The 16639-nt window shown below is 52.1% G+C and carries 13 protein-coding genes; 4 read left to right on the top strand and 9 right to left on the bottom strand.

All coding sequences use genetic code 11. The features are described from left to right. Nucleotides 1-11 precede the first annotated feature (11 nt). The 3 genes from glgC to glgB form a co-directional block, all read right to left on the bottom strand. Entirely contained in the window at nucleotides 12-1289 is a 1278-nt protein-coding gene (gene glgC, locus AACH44_RS01140; protein ID WP_261846783.1) for a glucose-1-phosphate adenylyltransferase, read from the bottom strand. 159 nt (nucleotides 1290-1448) lie between these two features. Then, nucleotides 1449-3425 (bottom strand): glycogen debranching protein GlgX, encoded by a 1977-nt coding sequence (gene glgX, locus AACH44_RS01135; protein ID WP_261846784.1) that lies wholly within the window; start codon nucleotides 3423-3425, stop codon nucleotides 1449-1451. Next, a complete protein-coding gene (glgB, locus tag AACH44_RS01130) occupies nucleotides 3426-5603 on the bottom strand; it encodes a 1,4-alpha-glucan branching enzyme (RefSeq protein WP_261846785.1) in 2178 nt (725 codons plus the stop codon). Nucleotides 5604-5969: 366 nt separating this feature from the next. Here glgB and AACH44_RS01125 point away from each other — a divergent pair, with 366 nt between their 5' ends. Continuing rightward, the gene (locus tag AACH44_RS01125; RefSeq protein ID WP_261846786.1) at nucleotides 5970-7688 is read left to right on the top strand and encodes a LytS/YhcK type 5TM receptor domain-containing protein; all 1719 of its coding nucleotides are present in this window, start codon (nucleotides 5970-5972) and stop codon (nucleotides 7686-7688) included. A gap of 276 nt (nucleotides 7689-7964) precedes the next feature. Here AACH44_RS01125 and AACH44_RS01120 read toward each other — a convergent pair whose 3' ends face one another. Both AACH44_RS01120 and asd read right to left on the bottom strand, forming a co-directional pair. Next, a complete protein-coding gene (locus AACH44_RS01120; RefSeq protein WP_261846787.1) occupies nucleotides 7965-8468 on the bottom strand; it encodes a GNAT family N-acetyltransferase in 504 nt (167 codons plus the stop codon). A 91-nt stretch (nucleotides 8469-8559) separates the two neighbouring features. Next, nucleotides 8560-9663, bottom strand: coding sequence for an aspartate-semialdehyde dehydrogenase (asd, locus tag AACH44_RS01115; RefSeq protein ID WP_261846788.1), 1104 nt, complete (start codon nucleotides 9661-9663; stop codon nucleotides 8560-8562). 290 nt (nucleotides 9664-9953) lie between these two features. On the opposite strand from asd, the gene AACH44_RS01110 reads away from it, so the two are divergent. Continuing rightward, the gene (locus AACH44_RS01110) at nucleotides 9954-10547 is read left to right on the top strand and encodes a YhgN family NAAT transporter (protein ID WP_261846789.1); all 594 of its coding nucleotides are present in this window, start codon (nucleotides 9954-9956) and stop codon (nucleotides 10545-10547) included. A gap of 215 nt (nucleotides 10548-10762) precedes the next feature. Here AACH44_RS01110 and AACH44_RS01105 read toward each other — a convergent pair whose 3' ends face one another. Further along, nucleotides 10763-12139: a GntP family permease gene (locus AACH44_RS01105; protein ID WP_261846790.1), complete on the bottom strand. Its 1377-nt coding sequence runs from the start codon at nucleotides 12137-12139 to the stop codon at nucleotides 10763-10765. Between the two features lie 158 nt (nucleotides 12140-12297). On the opposite strand from AACH44_RS01105, the gene AACH44_RS01100 reads away from it, so the two are divergent. Further along, a complete protein-coding gene (locus tag AACH44_RS01100) occupies nucleotides 12298-12810 on the top strand; it encodes a gluconokinase (RefSeq protein ID WP_015842039.1) in 513 nt (170 codons plus the stop codon). A 9-nt stretch (nucleotides 12811-12819) separates the two neighbouring features. Here AACH44_RS01100 and gntR read toward each other — a convergent pair whose 3' ends face one another. The 3 genes from gntR to AACH44_RS01085 form a co-directional block, all read right to left on the bottom strand. Further along, a complete protein-coding gene (gene gntR / locus AACH44_RS01095; protein ID WP_261846884.1) occupies nucleotides 12820-13815 on the bottom strand; it encodes a gluconate operon transcriptional repressor GntR in 996 nt (331 codons plus the stop codon). A gap of 164 nt (nucleotides 13816-13979) precedes the next feature. Beyond that, the gene (locus tag AACH44_RS01090; protein ID WP_261846791.1) at nucleotides 13980-14675 is read right to left on the bottom strand and encodes a pirin family protein; all 696 of its coding nucleotides are present in this window, start codon (nucleotides 14673-14675) and stop codon (nucleotides 13980-13982) included. A 349-nt stretch (nucleotides 14676-15024) separates the two neighbouring features. Continuing rightward, nucleotides 15025-15396, bottom strand: coding sequence for a winged helix-turn-helix transcriptional regulator (locus tag AACH44_RS01085; RefSeq protein ID WP_261846792.1), 372 nt, complete (start codon nucleotides 15394-15396; stop codon nucleotides 15025-15027). 83 nt (nucleotides 15397-15479) lie between these two features. On the opposite strand from AACH44_RS01085, the gene AACH44_RS01080 reads away from it, so the two are divergent. Next, a complete protein-coding gene (locus AACH44_RS01080; protein WP_261846793.1) occupies nucleotides 15480-16265 on the top strand; it encodes an NAD(P)H-dependent oxidoreductase in 786 nt (261 codons plus the stop codon). Nucleotides 16266-16639: the final 374 nt, after the last annotated feature.

Genomic DNA, 16639 nt, shown 5'->3' with positions numbered 1-16639 from the left:
GCCGATGGCGTTTACAGCTTTTCCAACATCGATCGCGTGACCAGAACGATCCCTTCTTCCGATCGGTAAAAACGGCGGCTATCCTCTTCCGCATTTTCACCAATCACCATGCCTTCCGGCAGGTGGCAGGCACGGTCAATCACGCAACGGCGTAAACGACAGGAGCGTCCCACGTTGACATCCGGCAGGATCACCGTCGAATCGATACTACAAAATGAATTGACCCGCACCCGCGGGAACAACACCGAATGCGTGACAACCGAACCGGAAACAATGCAGCCCCCGGATACCAGCGAGTTCATCGTCATGCCATGGCTGCCGGAGCGATCCTGAACAAATTTGGCGGGCGGCAACGATTCAATGGCGGAACGAATCGGCCAGTGCAGATCGTACACATCCAGTTCCGGCGTCACTGACGCCAGATCGAGATTGGCGCGCCAGTAAGCGTCCAGCGTGCCGACATCCCGCCAATACTGGTGCTCATCTTCACCCGATGTGACGCACGACAGGGTAAACGGATGCGCCCAGGCCAAACGCTGTGAGACAATCTTCGGGATCAGATCCTGGCCAAAATCATGATTAGAATCCGGTGCGTTGCGATCCGCTTCCAACAGTTGATAAAGATAGTCCGCATTAAAAACATAGATCCCCATGCTCGCGAGCGCCATATCCGGGTTATCCGGCATCGGCGTCGGGTTATCCGGTTTTTCGGCAAAATCGAGGATGCGATGCTGTTTGTCCACGCTCATGACGCCAAAAGCATTGGCTTCTTCCAGCGGTACGGGCAGGCAAGCGACCGTACATTCAGCCCCTTTCTCCACGTGATCAATCAGCATACGTGAGTAGTCCATCTTGTAGATGTGATCGCCCGCGAGGATCACCACATACTCCGCACGGTAGCGCCGAATAATGTCGAGATTCTGACAAACGGCATCCGCCGTTCCCCGATACCAGTGATCGGTAGAATGGCGTTGCTGTGCGGGGAGTAAATCGACAAACTCGTTCATTTCCGCATTCAGAAATGACCAGCCGCGCTGAATGTGCTGCACCAGCGTATGCGACTGATATTGCGTAATCACGCCAATACGACGTATGCCGGAATTCAGGCAGTTAGAGAGCGCAAAATCAATGATGCGAAATTTGCCGCCAAAATGGACGGCGGGCTTGGCACGCAATGCCGTCAGCCCTTTCAGCCGCGTTCCACGGCCTCCGGCCAAAATTAATGCCACGGATTTCAGAGGGAGCTGTCTTGCCAACATCAGAGGGTCATGCTTATCGTTGTTCACCATGGCTATCTCCTGATTATTCTTTTAATGGCTTGCGCTCAGGCGGAAATACCGCTCGTTTAAGCATCGAGATACACGGGGCGACCACAGGGGTGAGGTATCCCTGCGGGAACCTCCCCCTGTGTTTCCCCTAATAACCGGCTTAAGTGACCAGTATTGCGCTTAGGCGGTCTGTTTTATCAAGACGCCTACCGCCTGCGCTTGTCCGTGCCACACCCCGCCTTCAGGCGGGTTCGTCTCATCAAACGGCGGTGAAACCTGCCAGTGGCCTTCTGGCAAAATGAACGCACCGGCATGCAGGCTGGCGTTGACCAGCACAAGCCAATGACCGGAAAGTAAAATCTGTAGCTGATGCTCTCCTTGCTCCCACTGCTGCGGCGTCAACGGTTGCCCTTCTCGGTTCAGCCACTGCACCGCGCCATCCCCTTCTTGCCACCATGTTTCCTGCTGTAATGCCGGGATAGTGCGGCGCAGTTGGATCAACCCAGCGACAAATTCACGCAAGCCCCGATCGACGTTTTCCCAGTGCAGCCAGGTCAATTCATTGTCTTGGCAGTAGGCGTTGTTGTTGCCCTGCTGGCTGTGACCCTGTTCATCGCCCGCCAGCAGCATCGGCGTTCCCTGCGACAAAATCAGCGTCGTCAGCAGCGCCTTCTGGCTAGCGAGTCGGCGTTGGAGGATGTCGTCATCCGCCTCCAGCCCTTCCGTGCCGTGGTTGTTGCTGAAATTGCTGTCTGTACCGTCACGGTTGCCCTCGCCGTTAGCATCGTTGTGCTTGTGGTTGAAACTCACCACATCACGTAGCGTAAAGCCGTCATGAGCCGTCAGTTTATTGATGGAGGCGTAAGGCAGGCGGTCATGCTGCTGGAAGAGATCGCTGGAGGCCGCAAAGCGGCGGGCAAATGCACCGAGAGAAATATCACCATGCAGCCAAAAACGGCGCATGTCATCACGATAGCGGTCGCTCCACTCGGCAAACGGTGTCGGGAACTGACCCAGTTGGTAGCCGCCATGTCCGATATCCCATGGTTCAGCAATCAGCTTGCAGCCCTGTAAGCGGCTATCGTTTTTCATGGCAGACAGCAGCGGTGCGGCAGCGGTAAAATCTGGAGTACGCCCCAGCACCGTTGCCAGATCGAAACGAAAACCGTCAACGTGGCAGACCTCGCGCCAGAAGCGCAGGCAGTCCATCACCCAGTCAATCACCGCCGGATGATTCAGGCGCAGCACATTACCGCAGCCGGTCCAGTTATAGTATTCGCCGTTTTCGCTCAGCCAGTAATAGCTGCGGTTATCGATGCCGCGCTGGCACAGCGTGGGGCCTTTGACGTCCAGTTCGGCGCTGTGGTTGAACACCACATCCAAAATGACCTCAATCCCTGCGCGATGCAGCGCTTTCACCGCATCGCGAAATTCATTCAGCGCGTCGTCGCCAGTAGCCAGACTGTTATCCACCGCAAACGGCAGTAACACGTTATAGCCCCAGTAATTACGCAGCCCCAGTTGCTGAAGTCGTGGTTCATCGGCATGCTGCTGCACTGGGAGCAATTCCAGCGCCGTGATGCCCAGCGACGTCAGATAGTCAATCATCACCGGGTGGCCTAACGCCGCATAGCTACCGCGAATGTCTTCGGGAATATCGGGGTGCCGTTGCGTCAACCCGCGAACGTGTGCCTCGTAAATTACCGTCTGACGCCAGGGCGTTTGCGGATGTTGGTCACCCTGCCAGTCGTAATCCTCAACCGTGACCACGCACTTCGCCATGATCTCAGCGCTATCGCGTTCATCGCGCTGATCAATCCCGCCTTGCAGACAAACGTCATCCACCACCCAGCCATCAAGCTGGCGAGCGCACGGGTCTAACAGCAGTTTATGCGGATTGAAGCGTAAACCCTGTGACGGCTCGAACGGCCCATCGACCCGAAAACCGTAGCGTAAGCCCGGCTGTGCATCGGGAAGATAGCCATGCCAAATATCACCGCTGCGTGCGGTCAGTTCGAGCCGCTGTTCCTGCTGACGCTCGTCGAACACACACAGTTCAACCCGCTCGGCATCCGCCGAAAACAACGCGAAATTCACGCCTTGCCCATCAAAACTGGCTCCAAGCGGCGTCGGCTTGCCCGTCTGCAATTCCGCCATTTACACCTCCTTCACCAAGTACAGCGTGGCAAGCGGTGGAATGGTCAGAACAAGGGAATGCTGGCGCTGGTGACTGCCCCACTCCTCGCTGTAAATCGTCCCAACATTGCCCTGATCGCTACCGTTGTAGTGGACAGAATCGGTATTGATGACCTCACGCCAGCCACCTGGCTGGTTGATGCCAATCCGATAGCCGTGACGTGGAACCGGCGTAAAATTACTAACAACCAGCACTTCATTGCCCTGTTCATCACGCCGGACAAAGGCAAAGACCGAGTTTTCCCTGTCATCCACCACCAGCCATTCAAAGCCCTGCGGCTGAAAATCCAGCTGATACAGCGACGGCTGCTGGCGATAGTAATGGTTGAGATCGCGCACCAGCGCCTGAACGCCGCGGTGCCATCCTTCCGGTTCATCCAGCAGATGCCAGTCCAGACTAGCATCGTGGTTCCACTCACGCCCTTGCGCAAATTCGCAGCCCATAAACAGCAGCTTCTTGCCGGGATAGGCCCACATAAAGCCGTAATACGCGCGTAAATTGGCAAATTTCTGCCAGACATCGCCGGGCATGCGATCCAGCAACGAACGTTTACCGTGTACCACTTCGTCATGAGACAGCGGCAACACGAAATTCTCGCTATAGGCGTACAACATACCGAATGTCAGCAAATCGTGGTGATATTTGCGATGAACCGGATCTTGCTGCATATAGGCCAGCGTGTCGTGCATCCAGCCCATGTTCCACTTGTAGTGAAATCCTAAGCCGTTGCAGTCCGGCGGCAGCGTGACACCTGGATAATCGGTGGACTCTTCGGCAAGCGTGATAGCCGCTGGTGCAGCATGACCCAACATGTGGTTGGTGTAACGCAGGAATGCAATCGCTTCGAGATTTTCTTTACCGCCGTAATGGTTAGGCACCCATTCGCCTTCGCTACGGCTGTAGTCGCGGTAAATCATAGAAGCTACGGCATCGACTCGTAGCCCGTCGATACCATAACGTTCCATCCAGAACAGCGCATTACCCGCCAGATAATTACGCACCTCATGGCGGCCATAGTTGTAAATCAGCGTGTTCCAATCCTGATGATAACCTTCGCGCGGATCGGCATATTCATACAGCGCGGTGCCGTCAAACTGTGCCAAACCGTATTCGTCGCCGGGGAAATGCCCCGGCACCCAGTCCAGCAAAACGTTAATACCCGCATCATGGAGCGCATCAACAAATGCCCTGAACTCCTGCGCGGTGCCGAAGCGGCGCGTTGGCGCATACAACCCCAGCGGCTGATAACCCCAGCTGCCATCGAACGGGTGTTCGTTAATCGGCATCAGCTCCACATGTGTGAAGCCCATGTACTGCACATAATCAATCAGTTGCTTCGCCAGTTCCTGATAGCTCAGCCAGAAGTTGTTATCCGCATGCCGCCGCCAGGAACCGAGGTGGACTTCATAAATGGAGATAGGGGAACGCAGGCTATTCGCTTCACGGCGAACCTCGTTGGTCGGAACTTTCTCAGGCAGCGGTGTAATCAGCGACGCGGTATCTGGGCGCATCTGCGCTTCAAACGCATACGGATCGGCCTTCAGCCGGACGCTGCCGTGGCTGTCGATCATTTCATATTTGTAGAGCTGCCCCGCTTTCACATTGGGCAGAAACAGCTCCCAAATGCCATTTTCCCTGCGCAGCCGCATCGGGTGCCGCCGACCATCCCAAAAGTTGAATTCTCCCACCACTGAAACACGCTGCGCATTGGGTGCCCAGACGGCAAAGCGCGTGCCTTCAACCCCATCCAGCGTTTCCAGATGGGCGCCTAACCGCTCATAAGGGCGCAGATGGGTGCCTTCGGCCAACAGCCAAATATCCATATCCTGCAACAGCGGGCCAAAACGATAAGGATCTTCAATCACCCAGGTTTCTTCACGCCAGGTCACGGCTAATTGATAGTGAAAAGTCTGTTTCCGGCGCGGCACCTGGCCACAAAAAAAACCGCGCTCGTCTACACGTTCCAGCTCGACGATTTTTCGTCCATTGCTGGCATCCACAACCCACGCTGCCTGCGCATCCGGCAGCAATGCTCGAACTTCAAGACCTTCGGAGGAATGATGCATACCTAACAGCGAAAATGGATCGGCATAATGCCCGGAAATAAGTGAATTAATCGCATCAGAAAACGCTGACATGGTATTCATCCTCTGATTAACCATTTGAATTAAATAAATAAGCGATATAAAACGTTATGCGCCGCTTATATTTTTCCCAAACTTTACTTTCGATAAAACCCAATAAAAATAATGAGTTATTAGCTTGCTAACGAATGACGGCAACATGTAAAAATAATGAATACTATGAAAGGGTTCTCGCATTACGCCCTGTTCTTTAGCGTAGTCAAGAAACCAGAAAAGAACTGGGAATTGCTCGACATTTTCTGTTTATATTTATATGAATAAGTTATGGCAGGAGTAATTAGCATCTTTTGTTTAAAGATCGATTCGTCCACTCGCAAAAAGCAGTACAATTTGGCGATTGTGTATGATGAGACTCCGCCCATGGTTAGCCAGGTTGATCTGATTCTTTCCCTGTTACAGCAGATGTGTGTTTATCTGGTGATCGCTTATTTGCTCAGTAAAACCCCGCTGTTCATCCCACTGATGCAGGTCACTATCCGCCTGCCGCACAAGCTGGTCTGCTATCTGGTTTTTTCTGTATTTTGCATTATGGGAACCTATTTCGGGCTGCATATAGACGATTCCATTGCCAATACTCGCGCGACAGGCGCCGTGCTCGGTGGCATGCTGGGCGGTCCTTCTGTTGGCTTTCTCGTCGGGTTAACGGGCGGATTACACCGCTATTCGATGGGTGGCATGACCGCGCTGGCCTGTATGTTATCGACCATTGCCGAAGGTCTGCTCGGTGGGCTGCTGCATCGCTATCTGGCACGCCGCAACCGTATCGATTTGCTGTTTAAGCCCCTCGTCGTCGGCCTGACCGCGCTGGTTGCGGAGATACTGCAAATGGCGATTATCCTGCTGGTTGCCCGTCCATTTGATAATGCCGCTGAACTGGTGAGAGACATTGCGCTACCGATGATGATCACCAATACCATCGGTTCCGCCATGTTTATGCGCATTCTGCTCGACCGACGCGCTATTTTTGAAAAATACACCTCTGCGTTTTCCGCCAAAGCACTGCAAATCGCCGCCCGCGCTGAAGGAGCGCTGCGTCAGGGGTTCAACCCACAAAACAGTATGCGCGTAGCCCGTATTTTGTATGAAGAGCTGGGTGTGGGTGCCGTGGCGATTACCGATCGCGACAAACTACTGGCGTTTATCGGGCTGGGCGATGACCACCACAACGTCGGAGCCCCTATCACGTCATCACACACGCGTCGGGCGATAGACAACAATCAGGTGGTGTACGCGGACGGTAACGAGGTGTCTTATACCTGTTCAGTGTCATCACACTGCAAACTGGGCTCCACGCTGGTGATCCCGCTGCGTGGCGAAGATCAGCGCATTGTCGGCACAATCAAGCTTTATGAGCCCAAAAATAAGCTATTTTCCAGCATTAACCGTACGCTCGGGGAAGGGATTGCCCACCTGCTTTCTGCACAGATTCTGACCGGGCGTTTTGAACAGCAGAAACAGCTGCTGGCACAGTCAGAAATCAAGCTACTGCATGCGCAGGTCAATCCGCATTTTCTGTTCAACGCGCTGAACACGTTGTCCGCCGTGATACGACGCGATCCTGCTCACGCCCGCCAACTGGTGCTGTCTCTGTCGACGTTTTTCCGTAAAAATCTTAAGCGCAGTAATGATGAAGTGTCGCTCAATGACGAGCTGGAGCACGTCAACGCCTATCTGGAAATCGAAAAAGCGCGCTTTGCCGATCACCTGACGGTAGAGATTTCGCTGCCGGAGGCGCTGCGTGAGGCGCGACTACCCGCATTTTCTCTGCAACCGATTGTCGAAAATGCAATTAAGCACGGCACTTCGCAAATGATTGAAAACGGGCATATCCACATCAGCGGACGCCTGCACGCCAATACGCTGGAACTGTCAGTGGAAGATAACGCAGGCACCTACCAACCCCGCAGCGGTGGCGATGGATTAGGCATGAACTTGGTCGATCGCCGAATCAAAGCGCGTTATGGCAACCGCTATGGCATCACCGTAGTCAGCGAGGCGGATAAATTCACGCGGGTCGAAGTACGCGTCCCGTTGATCTCAGCGCGTAAGGCGTTGGAACAGTTGGATAGTGTAGCGTGATGGGGAGATAAAGGCGTTGCGGGTTGGTGACGTCAGACTGAATCATCGCAATTGGTGAAAAACACGTATTGCGCAGTCGATCACGTACGCTTAAATCCGTCATATTGGGGCTTATCCCATAAAAATGAACTTAACACCCAATATTATAGATTTATTTATCGTACGACAGAGTTGCAGGGCTAATTTCGCCGATAAACGCGTTACCGTAGCGAGGAGCAGGGTCTGACAGAGATAAGAACATTGCCTGAAACAATGCTTAATAGAGGGGTACGACTCTTAATCTGACGGGTTTACTAAAGCCGGATGGATCTTTGATTGATACATATCAGGACGAGTAATCGCCCAGACATAGTTTTCTTTGTTAACCGGAGAATATCCTGCTTTTTCATAGAGCCATGGTGCAGTTGATGTCAGTAACATAATACGCCGCAGCCGCTTAAGCACTGGGTGGTCAAGGCAGCATTCCATTAACCAGCTTCCCAATTTTTGCTGCTGATATTCTTCCAGTACATAAACATCACAGAGATAACCGAAAGTCGCAAAATCCGTCACTACACGTGCTAACCCAATCTGCTTACTTTCAGTGAATAACCCGAAATTAAGGCTGTTAGCAAGGGATTCCTGAACGGTATCAATATCAATGCCCGTTGCCCAGCTTGAACGCGTTAAATAGCAATGTATGGCATCAATATCCAGTAGATCGTTATTCGTTGTTACAACGAATTTCTGATTTCTCCAAGTCAATACCTGCGGTATTTTCTCTTCACTGTCGGTATTCATTCATTTCTGTTTCCGATATAACGTGAGTATAAAACCAGCGCAACATCAACCGATGTTGCGCCAGAAAAGCAGGAGAACTATAGCAAGATAATTACAGCAGGATGCGCAGCATACGGCGCAGCGGTTCAGCGGCTCCCCACAGCAGCTGATCGCCGACCGTGAAGGCGGACAGGTATTCCGGCCCCATGTTCAGCTTACGCAGACGACCTACCGGCGTAGAGAGCGTGCCCGTTACCGCAGCAGGGGTCAGTTCACGCATGGTAATATCGCGATCGTTCGGCACCACTTTCACCCAGTCGTTATGGGTGGCAAGCAGTTGTTCGATTTCCGGCAGCGCCACATCTTTCTTCAGTTTGATGGTGAACGCCTGGCTGTGGCAGCGCAGTGCACCGACGCGTACGCAGAGACCGTCAACCGGAATTACGCTGCTGGTGCTAAGAATCTTGTTGGTCTCCGCCTGACCTTTCCACTCTTCACGGCTCTGGCCGTTATCCAGCTGTTTGTCGATCCACGGAATCAGACTACCCGCCAACGGCACGCCGAAGTTATCCGTCGGCAGCGAACCGCTACGGGTCAGCGCGGTCACTTTACGTTCGATATCCAGAATCGCAGAAGCTGGGTCCTGTAACTCTTTCGCCACTTCGCCGTACAGTGCGCCCATCTGAGCCAGCAGTTCACGCATGTGACGCGCACCGCCGCCAGACGCCGCCTGATACGTCGCAGCAGAAACCCACTCAACCAGATTGTTAGCAAACAAACCGCCCAATGACATCAGCATCAGGCTGACGGTACAGTTACCACCAGCAAAGGTTTTAATGCCTTTATCCAGACCCTGTTGAATCACCCCGTGGTTCACCGGATCCAGAATAATAATCGCGTCGTCTTTCATACGCAGTGAGGATGCGGCGTCGATCCAGTAACCCTGCCAGCCACTTTCTCGCAGCTTTGGGTAAACTTCATTGGTATAATCGCCGCCCTGACAGGTAATGATGATGTCCAGCGCGCGCAGGGCTTCGATATTATAAGCATCCTGCAACACGCCTTGATGACCGCCCAGTGCGGGTGCCGGTTCGCCGTGCTGAGACGTTGAAAAGAATACCGGGTGAATCACATCAAAGTCGCGTTCTTCCACCATGCGCTGCATGAGAACCGAGCCGACCATACCGCGCCAGCCAATAAAACCAACATTTTTCATGGTAACTGTCCTGCTTTGGGGGTAACAAAAAGAATTCTGGCTAACGTCGATAGCGCTTGGTTATTGCTGACTCAGTGATCTGCCGCAGAAGTTGCGCGTGTCGTGTCGTAAACCCGTAAATAATTGTGTCATTCAGCCTTACAAAATGTACATCAAGTCGCAAGTGAATTTATTCGATAGTACGGCATTTTTCAGCAGTCATTCTAATATCATCAACCTGACTCACGATAAAGATCGCGACCAATACATCATATCGCTGCCACCGTCAGGTAACTGGAGCAACAACCAACATGACAGAAATGATCTCCGCAACGGTGCTACTGTTGCTCATTATGGATCCACTCGGCAACTTGCCTATTTTCATGTCCGTACTCAAGCACCTCGATCCTAAACGTCGACGTGTGGTGCTGATCCGCGAAATGTTGATTGCGCTTGGGCTGATGCTGATTTTCCTGTTCGCGGGTGAACACATTCTGGCGTTCCTGAACCTGCGTACCGAAACCGTATCCATTTCTGGTGGTATCGTGCTGTTCCTTATCGCGATTCGGATGATTTTCCCCTCGCAGGAAGGCAACAGCAGCGGTCTGCCAGCCGGAGAAGAACCGTTTCTGGTGCCAATGGCGATTCCGCTGGTCGCGGGGCCGTCGATTCTCGCGGCGCTAATGCTGCTTTCCCACCAGTATCCCGATCAGTTACCCCACCTGACGCTGGCACTGTTTATCGCCTGGATGATCTCTTTCATCATCCTGCTGATGTCAGATGTGTTCTTGCGTTTGCTGGGTGAGAAAGGCGTGAGTGCGCTGGAGAAATTGATGGGGTTAATTCTGGTGATGCTATCGACGCAGATGTTCCTCGACGGCGTGCGGGCTTATATGAAGTTATAGAAATAGCGCTTCGCCATCATGCAGATAACGAAGCTCTACTCTAATCATTACAAAACGATTCTCAGAATGAAAACGGTGATAATGGAATAGAAGAGTAAAGCGTTTGCGCCAGGGATGGCGCAATCCGAGCGTACAGGGATGTATTTACAGCGTCTTTACGATCTATCCATTATCACCGCGCGTCAGGCTTGCTTAACGCCCTCCGCGCAGGAACGTTAGAGGAGAATACTCCCCACCAGCGCTATCAGGAACGCGATGGTGCCGAGCAACGTTTCCATCACCGTCCAGGTTTTCAGGGTCGTTTTCTCATCCATTTCGAGGAAACGGCCAACCAGCCAGAAGCCTGAATCGTTCACATGCGACAACACGGTTGCACCACCCGCAATCGCCACCACGATAAAGCAAATATCGAATTGGCTAAGGCCAGGCGCCGCGGCCACCGCAGGTGCCATCAGCGCCGCTGTGGTCGTCAGTGCCACCGTCGCAGAACCCTGTGCCACACGCAGTGCAGCAGATACCACAAACGCCGCTACAATCACTGGCATGCCAGTATCCGCCAGCGCGCCCGACAGCGCGTCACCAATACCACTGGAACGCAGCACACCACCGAACATCCCGCCCGCACCCGTTACCAGAATAATCGAACATACCGGACCCAGTGCGCCTTCACAGATTTTCTCAAGGTGTTTACGGCTATGCTGGCCGCTAAACATAATCATGGCGAACAGGACGGTAATCAGTAGCGCAATCGGCGTTTTCCCCAACATACGCAGGAACTGCACCAAGCTGCTATCGCCACTGATCACGCCCATTACCGTCAGGGTATTCAATCCGGTATCGAGGAAAATCAGGATCAGCGGCAGCAGCAGTACCCACATCACCACGCTGAACGGGGGCGGCGTATGGTTCTCATCTGCCTTTACTTCGGTCAAGAATGTTGACGGCAACGGCAAATGGAATTTTTTACCTGCCCACAGGCCGAACAGATAAGCGCCAAAATACCAAGTGGGGAAAGCAATCACGGCACCCACCAGTACCAGCAGGCCAATGTTGGCACCCAGCAGTTCACTGGCAGCAACCGGACCGGGATGCGGTGGCAGCAAGGCGTGCATAACGGCAAACGCGCCCGCAACAGGGAACGCATAAGTCAGTATTGAACCGCCAAAACGTTTTGCTACGCTGAAAATAATCGGCAGCATCACGATTAATCCGGCGTCGAAAAAGATCGGGAAGCCGAACAGCAGAGAGGCAAGCCCCAGCGCGAAAGGCGCACGTTTCTCACCAAATTTATTGATGAGCGTATCCGCCAGCACATTTGCGCCACCGGTCACTTCCAGCAGGCGACCAATCATTGCCCCCAGACCAACCAACAGGGCAACGGATGCCAGCGTACTACCAAAACCGCTGAGCAGAGTAGGAACGAGTTTCTCAAAAGGGGTGTTCGTTGCCAGTGCCGTGATCAGGCTCACCAGCGTTAGCGCCAGAAAAGCGTGGATGCGGAAGCGCATAATCAGCACCAGTAACAGTGCGACCGCACCTGCGGCGATGGTTAATAGCACACTGGCGCTATAGGCGGATGTTATTTCTGTCATCGTTAATCATCTCTCTTAGACACCGGGCCAAAATTGGCTGATTGTTTGTGAGGCGTATCACATCATCATTTGATACCGGTAACATGATACGGGTAACATGTTAAAATCAGGAACTATCAAACACCATTTAATTTACATTTTGAGATAGAGATCAAATTATGTCAGGTCGAAGCATTATTCTGATGGGCGTATCAGGCAGTGGAAAATCCTCAGTTGGCGCTGAACTTGGCCGCGCCATTCAGGCAAAATTTATCGACGGTGACGATCTACACCCACGTGCCAACATCCAGAAAATGGCCAGCGGCACGCCGTTGAATGACGACGACCGTGCGCCGTGGTTAGAACGACTGAGCGATGTCGCCTACAGTCTGGCGCACAAAAACGAGACGGGCATCATCGTCTGTTCCGCGCTGAAAAAGCGTTACCGTGACCGCCTGCGCGAAGGGAACGAAAAGATGGTGTTTATCTATTTGAAAGGCAGTTTTGAACTGGTTCTGGAACGTCACAAGGCCAGAGCAGGCCATTTCATGCCGACAGATCTACTGAAAAGCCAGTTCGATGCGCTGGAAGAACCGGGCAGCGATGAGCCAGATGTACTGAAGGTCGATATTGACGGCACCCGAGAGGAAGTCGTGCAGCGCTGCGTTGAAGCACTTCGTGCGGCAGGCTAACACCGCCGCTTAGAGGCTTTCACCGTCCAGCACAGTAAAGCCGACATCGACCATTTCCTGCTCTACTGGCTCGCCCCGCAGACGAGCCAGCAGTTGCTCAGTGCCGACGCGCCCCATGTGCTCACGCGGCGTCAGCACGCTAGCCAGCTTCGGCACCATCGCCTGCCCAATGTCATGCCCGTGGAAACCGGCGACGCCGACATCTTCCGGCACGCGCAACCCCTGCCGCTGGCATTCAAACATCGCGCCGACGGCTAAATCGTCATTGGTGCAAAATACGCTATCGACCTGCGGATATTCCGCCTGCGTCTGCCGCAGTAGCTCACCACCAAGCGAATAGGAAGAAGCTCGTTCGCTCATCACACAATAGCTTTTGAGATCGCTTTCCCACATCGCTTGCTCGTAGCCTCGGCAGCGCATAAGGGTACGCTCATCCTGCCGCGCGCCGAGATAGACGATGTGACGATGCCCCAGCGCCACCATGCGCAGCGTCATCTGGCGCGCAGCTTCAACGTTATCAAACCCGACCGCCATATCCAGACAAGGGGAGACAGAATCCATCAGCTCGACTACCGGAATGCCCGCAACGTCCAGCATCTGACGCGTGCGCGGCGTGTGGGTACGTTCGGCGAGAATCAACCCGTCAATGTGATACGACAGCAGTGAAGTCAGACGCTGTTCTTCTCTGTCAGGATGATAGCCATAGTGCGCCAGCATGGTCTGGTAACCGTGCGCTTCCGCTGTGTGTTCAATCCCACGCAATACCTCAGCGAAAACCTGATTGGTTAATGACGGCAGCAGCACGCCAATCGCCCGGCTGGTCGAGCTGGCGAGCATATTCGGCGCGAGATTGGGGATATAGCCCAGCTCATCCAACGCAATCGCGATCTTTTCCTGCAACGCGGCGGACACCTGATCAGGATTACGTAAATAGCGACTTACCGTCATTTTGGTAATCCCAACGCGGTTGGCAACATCCTGGAGAACGGGTCTTTTCTTCTTCATCATCGCTAAAAATGCCAGAAAAACAGTAATCTAAGTCTAGCAAAAAAAGCATAAAGAAAGTAAAGACAAAGGCGTTGAATCTGAAGGATAACGCGGGGATGTGAAGAGAATAAAAAGCCCGCGTCCTTTCTTACGTGGGCTTCTCTATGATTTCTTAGTCGTCGTTATACCGGCGGCAAATCAAACAGCAGAATTTCGCTGTCTGCACTGGCGTGTACAGAAATAGCCGCTTCATCCCAGACCGCAAATGCATCGCCGTTTTCCGCTTTCTGGCCGTTAATCTCAACACTGCCGCGCACCACTTGAACCCAAACGCGACGGTCAGCCTGAATCTGATACACCGATTGTTCCTGTGCTTTCAGCGCCCAACGCCACAGCGTCATATCCTGAAAGACCTTCAGCGAGCCTTCACGCGCATCCGGGGACAGCACCAACTGACGCCCTTGCTGCACATCAAAGCGCCTCTGCTCGTAACGCGGCGTCAGTCCAGTTTTTTCCGGGATAATCCAGATTTGATACAGGTGCAGCGGTTCATCCTTGCTGGCATTGTATTCCGAGTGACGAATGCCCGTGCCCGCACTCATAATCTGGAATTCGCCCGCGGGCACTTGTTCTTTATTTCCCATGCTGTCCTGATGTTCAACCGCACCAGACAACACATAGGTCAGAATTTCCATATCTTTATGCGGATGTGTGCCGAAACCCTGACCGCCTTCGATAACGTCTTCGTTAATCACGCGCAGTGCTGAGAATCCCATGAAATCAGGATCGTAATAATCGGCAAATGAAAATGTATGCCAGCTGTCGAGCCAGCCGTGATTGGCATGCCCGCGATCTTGCGCTTGACGTAGATAGATCATGTTCTTTCCTCCTGCGTTTCTGATAAGGAAAGTGTAACGGGCGACGGTAAATAAGATAGCGCAAAAAACTCACCGCGCTGTTCGAAAAATCAGAACGGAAAACCCACGACGAAATGTTGTACAGGCGTCCAACTTTACTCGGGATAATTTACACGGGCACGGTATCAGCAAATGATTAACTCTCGCTGTCACCAGAGACCAATAAATGCTACCAGCGGAAATAGAGATATATGTTTTCTTTATCAAACGAAAACGAATCTATTTTCCCGTGCTAATTTTTATGTCGTAAATTAGCTCCATGTTTCTGGCAGTCTCAATATGAGCTCGTATTGGTTTTACACCTTCGTAATTAAATCCTACTGTTTTCTTGATCGTATTTGATCCTAGCAGTGTCAAGTTCAGGGAAGTTAATTTCGGCCCAGTGGTCGAGCGCAGCAAGTGTGTCGACAAGTGAACCGGCAACTTTGGTAAGGCTATATTCCACACAGGCAGGTTTTATACCGTAAACGTTCCTGTTAACTAAGCCATGCCGCTCAAGCTGCCGTAGAGTCTGAGTTAGAACCTTTTGTGAAATACCTTCAATTTTCCTCATCAGTTCTCCGTTGCGCATCGGATGCGCTGCTAATGCGGGGAGAATAAGCATCACCCATTTTCCCGAAATCAGGGCCAGAGCATCACGTGCAGAGCACTTATCTGAGTAAACATTTCCTGGATATGCCATATATGGTTACCTAAAGGTGCGTAATTGCATCCTGAATTTAAAGAAAACATTATGGCAGTGAACCATATTCACGGAGAATTATCATGAATGTTCTGATTATCACTGCCCATCCCGAATCTCACTCATTTAACACTCACTTGGCCTCAATAGCGGCTGGAATATTTGAAAAACAAGGCTCTATTGTTGAGTCAATCAATTTATATAGTGAAAATTTTGATCCATGCGAGGGGAAGAACTTTTACCCTGATCGCCAAGGATTCGAGAAGTTTGACACGCTTCGTGAACAGCGGCATCACTGGAACATGCAGAAGTTGCCAGAAGACGTCGCCAGGCATATTGAGCTATTAAAACGTTCCGACCTTTTACTGCTTCATTTTCCTTTCTGGTGGTTTGGTATGCCAGCAATCCTGAAAGGGTGGATGGATCGGATATTTGTCTATGGTGGAATTTATGACAGTCAGCATCGACATGAAAATGGGGTCATGAAGGGGAAACGCGCTTTACTTACTGTCTCAGCCGGCGCTTCTGCAAATGCTTGCGGGTATAACGGACGAGATGGTGACATGCGTTTAATGCTATGGCCCCCCATACATGCCTTGCACTATATAGGCTATACCGTGCTCGAACCCTACCTTATTCATGGCGTGCGCGGAGGACTGGATGGGACAGCGAAAGAAAAACAGCAGGAGAGCCTTAATAAGAAAGTGCAGGTCTTTGAAAACAGGCTCACCAACCTGAGTGAGTGGCCGATCATTCCCTTTAATAAAAAAGAAGATTTTAATGATGATATGACATTGAAACCTGACGCACCAGAGTACAGCCCGTTTGTACGTCACGCCCGAGATAACTGGAAAACGGGTTCTTTTTAGAGAATGGTGCCTGACCATTATTTTTTAGCACTACACCCGCATTTTGTTTCAAAAAGGTATGAGGCACCCATCAATCGCCAGCTTTTCACTAATTCATTGATTTCTTAGCGATGCAGTCGCAGATCACGTATTCAGGAAGAAATCATCAATGCTCGCTCTTCATAGACATCGCCAGTGCTGTTTATAGTTTAAATAATAGAGAGGCTAATGGCGTCGACCACAAAAACAACGAGGCTCAGATAATCACGAAGGCTTGTCGATGAAAGGCAGGCAAAAAAAAAGCCAGCACCCGAGCTGGCTAAATAATACTGGAAGCAATGTGAGCAATGTCGTGCCTTCACAGGGAAGCTGGATCGTCATAAACGCCATTAACG

The organism is Pectobacterium araliae, assembly GCF_037076465.1.
GTDB classification, from domain to species: Bacteria; Pseudomonadota; Gammaproteobacteria; order Enterobacterales; family Enterobacteriaceae; genus Pectobacterium; species Pectobacterium araliae.
This window is presented reverse-complemented; position numbering and strand designations above follow the sequence as displayed.

Bases quoted from the DNA above. Each gene is read 5' to 3' on its own strand.
- glgX (WP_261846784.1), bottom strand. From the start codon at position 3,425: ATGGCGGAATTGCAGACGGGCAAGCCGACGCCGCTTGGAGCCAGTTTT.
- glgB (WP_261846785.1), bottom strand. From the start codon at position 5,603: ATGTCAGCGTTTTCTGATGCGATTAATTCACTTATTTCCGGGCATTAT.
- AACH44_RS01125 (WP_261846786.1), top strand. From the start codon at position 5,970: ATGGTTAGCCAGGTTGATCTGATTCTTTCCCTGTTACAGCAGATGTGT.
- AACH44_RS01085 (WP_261846792.1), bottom strand. From the start codon at position 15,396: ATGGCATATCCAGGAAATGTTTACTCAGATAAGTGCTCTGCACGTGAT.
- gntR (WP_261846884.1), bottom strand. From the start codon at position 13,815: ATGAAGAAGAAAAGACCCGTTCTCCAGGATGTTGCCAACCGCGTTGGG.
- AACH44_RS01090 (WP_261846791.1), bottom strand. From the start codon at position 14,675: ATGATCTATCTACGTCAAGCGCAAGATCGCGGGCATGCCAATCACGGC.
- glgC (WP_261846783.1), bottom strand. From the start codon at position 1,289: ATGGTGAACAACGATAAGCATGACCCTCTGATGTTGGCAAGACAGCTC.
- AACH44_RS01120 (WP_261846787.1), bottom strand. From the start codon at position 8,468: ATGAATACCGACAGTGAAGAGAAAATACCGCAGGTATTGACTTGGAGA.
- AACH44_RS01110 (WP_261846789.1), top strand. From the start codon at position 9,954: ATGACAGAAATGATCTCCGCAACGGTGCTACTGTTGCTCATTATGGAT.
- AACH44_RS01080 (WP_261846793.1), top strand. From the start codon at position 15,480: ATGAATGTTCTGATTATCACTGCCCATCCCGAATCTCACTCATTTAAC.
- AACH44_RS01100 (WP_015842039.1), top strand. From the start codon at position 12,298: ATGTCAGGTCGAAGCATTATTCTGATGGGCGTATCAGGCAGTGGAAAA.
- asd (WP_261846788.1), bottom strand. From the start codon at position 9,663: ATGAAAAATGTTGGTTTTATTGGCTGGCGCGGTATGGTCGGCTCGGTT.
- AACH44_RS01105 (WP_261846790.1), bottom strand. From the start codon at position 12,139: ATGACAGAAATAACATCCGCCTATAGCGCCAGTGTGCTATTAACCATC.